The sequence below is a fragment of the Leucobacter sp. M11 genome (assembly GCF_035726885.1).
In the GTDB taxonomy this organism is placed as follows: domain Bacteria; phylum Actinomycetota; class Actinomycetes; order Actinomycetales; family Microbacteriaceae; genus JAPFRB01.
This window is the reverse complement of sequence record NZ_JAPFRB010000004.1, coordinates 201,340-203,952: the sequence shown is the minus strand read 5'-3', so window position 1 is coordinate 203,952 and position 2,613 is coordinate 201,340. Positions and strand designations below refer to the sequence as shown.

At 72.2% G+C, this 2,613-nt stretch carries 4 protein-coding genes; all 4 read right to left on the bottom strand.

All coding sequences use genetic code 11. The features are described from left to right. Window positions 1-11 precede the first annotated feature (11 nt). Window positions 12-326, bottom strand: a complete 315-nt coding sequence (locus OOT08_RS12920; protein WP_325093156.1) for a transcriptional regulator — start codon at window positions 324-326, stop codon at window positions 12-14. Next, a complete protein-coding gene (locus OOT08_RS12915) occupies window positions 319-801 on the bottom strand; it encodes a hypothetical protein (protein ID WP_325093155.1) in 483 nt (160 codons plus the stop codon). Before OOT08_RS12915 ends, OOT08_RS12920 begins: the two co-directional genes overlap by 8 nt. A gap of 82 nt (window positions 802-883) precedes the next feature. Continuing rightward, a complete protein-coding gene (locus OOT08_RS12910; RefSeq protein ID WP_325093154.1) occupies window positions 884-1,663 on the bottom strand; it encodes an IclR family transcriptional regulator in 780 nt (259 codons plus the stop codon). 76 nt (window positions 1,664-1,739) lie between these two features. Next, window positions 1,740-2,613, bottom strand: an 874-nt coding sequence (locus OOT08_RS12905) for an aromatic amino acid lyase (protein ID WP_325093153.1), incomplete at its 5' end; no start/stop codon positions are given.

The window sequence follows — 2,613 nt, the reverse complement described above, 5'->3', positions numbered from 1 at the left end:
AAGCGCCTCAGCTAGGTCGCCTCACCCGCGGAGCCCGCGATCTCGCGCAGGGCGCGCACGTGCGCGTCGAAGGCGGCGTGTCCGGCGGCCGTCAGGGCGAGCCAGGTGACCCGGCGCGCGTCCGAGCGCTCCCGCGAGGCGGCCTTGTTCGAGACCACGTAGCCGGCGTCGGTCAGGGTTTTCAGGTGCTTCGAGAGCGTGGCGTCGGAGACGTCGAGCGCGTCGCGCAGCACCGCGAAGTCGAGCTCCTCAACCGGGCGCAGCAGGCCACAGATCCGCAACCGCATCGGCGCGTGGATGAGTTCGTCGAAGCGGGCCTCAGCCACGGCCGATCCGCTCGGCCGCCGAGCGATAGGCGAGCCCGGCCAGCCAGGTGGTGATGCCGAAGGCGGCGAGCGCGGTCAGCGATACCGCCCAGGTGGCCCCGAGCGACACGAGCCCGAGCGAGACGCTGAACAGCAGCAGGCAGATTGCGAGGATGCCCAGCAGCGCCCACGTCGCGGTGGCCCCCATGCCCCGGAACCGCACCCCCACCTCCCGCTGCACGAGGTGGGCAATCAAGAGCACGGCCACGAGCCCGAGCCAGCCGGTCGTGGGGGCGTGAAAGTCCTCCCCCGGGGTGGTCCCCGCCGCGGCGGAGACCCACCAGGCAGCCACCCCGCCGAACGCGGCGAGCAGCGGCCAGGGCACACGAATCCCCTCCGCCATCCGCTCCCGGTCATCGCCGAGCGTGTGCAGGGCTCGAGCCGCCTCCTCCGCGGAGGGAGCGTCATCGGGTCGGTTCACAAAGTTACTTTCCATGACGGAAACTCTATCAGGCGCGTACTGATCAGGCACGTACCGATCAGGCGCGTTCCGATCAGGAACATCGCTCCGTGACCGGTCAGCCCCGCCTCCCCGAGAGGCGTTGGGAGAGCGTTCCCGTCGTGGCCCGCACCGCGGAGACCAGCTCCGCGACCCGCTCGGGCGTCGCCCCCTCGCTCGCGTAGGTGACCGCGATCGCCGCGACCGGCCAGTCCCGGTGGTCCGTCACCGGCAGCGCGATCGAGGACAGCCCCTCGGTGATCAGGCCAATCTCCTCCGAGTAGCCGCGGATCTGGCACTCGGTCAGCTCCGCTCGCAGCCGGGAATAGCGGTCCACCGGGTGATCGTTCCGGTGCCGCTGCACGAAGGCGGAACGATCCGGGAACAGCGCGCGCACCTGCGCCTTTGGCATCGCCGCGAGGATCGCCAGGCCGGAGGCCGTGAGCTGGGCGGGCAGGCGAACATCCACGTCGGTGATGAGGGAGGGCGCGTTTCGCGCCCGCTCCTCGACCACGTAGAGCACGTCACGCCCGTGCAGCACCGCGAGGTGGGCGCTCACCCCGATCCGGTCCACGAGCGCGGCGAGCGCGGGCCGACCGAGCCGGGCGAGCGGCTCCTGGCGCGAGTACGCCGAGCTCAGCTCGACCGCCCCGAGCCCCAGCCCGTAGCGGCGCTCCTCCGGCAGGTGCATCACGAACCCGTGGGCCACGAGCACGCCGAGCAGGTGGTACACGGTCGAGCGCGGCAGCTCCAGCTGCGAGGCGATCATCGACGCGGGCATCGGGCCGCGGGAGGTGGCGAGCAGGCTGAGGATCTGCAGGGTCTGCGCGGCGGCGGGCACCTGGGAGGCCTTCGACATGCGGCACCTCCCTGTGGTGAGCTCCCGAGAGCGAGCCCGTGCGTCTCGGGTGGCCCGCGCCGGGGCCACCCTCAGATTAGTCCAGCTCGCCGATGGCCTCGGTCACGGCGTCGAGGACCGCGCCCGAGGTCACCAACTGGACGGCGGCCTCGATCTGCGGCGACAGGAACTCGTCCGTTCCGGGAGCCGGCACTCGCGTGCGCATGAGCGCGTGCACGGCGGCGGTGGCCGCCCCGGGGGTGCGCTCGGGTGCCTCGGCGAGGCGGAAGTCCAGGGCGCGGGTCGAGGCGAGCAGCTCAATCGCGATCACGCGGCCGAGGCCGTCGATGGCGCGGCGGAGCTTGCGGGCAGCGGCCCAGCCCATCGAGACGTGGTCCTCCTGCATCGCCGAAGACGGGATCGAGTCAACCGAGGCGGGCACCGCGAGGCGCTTCAGCTCGGAGACGATGCCCGCCGCCGTGTACTGGGCGATCATCAGGCCGGAGTCGAGACCCGGGTCTGCGGCGAGGAAGGGCGGCAGGCCGTGGTTCCGAGCTGTGTCGAGGAAGCGGTCGGTGCGCCGCTCCGAGATACTCGCGAGATCGGCAACGGCGATGGCGAGGAAGTCGAGCACGTAGCCGACGGGGGCCCCGTGGAAGTTTCCGTTGGATTCGACCCGGCCGTCGGGCGTGACGACGGGGTTGTCCACGGCGGAGCTGAGCTCGATGCCCGCGACGGACGCGGCGTGCGCCATCGTGGCGCGCACCGCCCCGTGCACCTGCGGGGAGCAGCGCAGCGAGTACGCGTCCTGCACGCGGGTGAACTGCCCCTCGGTCGGGCGCTGGATCAGGCGGGAGTCCGCGAGCACGCGGCGCAGGTTTGCGGCGGAATCACGCTGGCCGGGGTGCGGGCGCAGCTCGTGCAGGTCCGGGGCGAAGACGGTGTCGGTGCCGGTGAGCGCCTCGATGCTC

What these genes read in the sequence shown, in the direction of transcription:
- OOT08_RS12915 (WP_325093155.1), bottom strand. Translation starts at nt 801, where the DNA reads ATGGAAAGTAACTTTGTGAACCGACCCGATGACGCTCCCTCCGCGGAG.
- OOT08_RS12910 (WP_325093154.1), bottom strand. Translation starts at nt 1,663, where the DNA reads ATGTCGAAGGCCTCCCAGGTGCCCGCCGCCGCGCAGACCCTGCAGATC.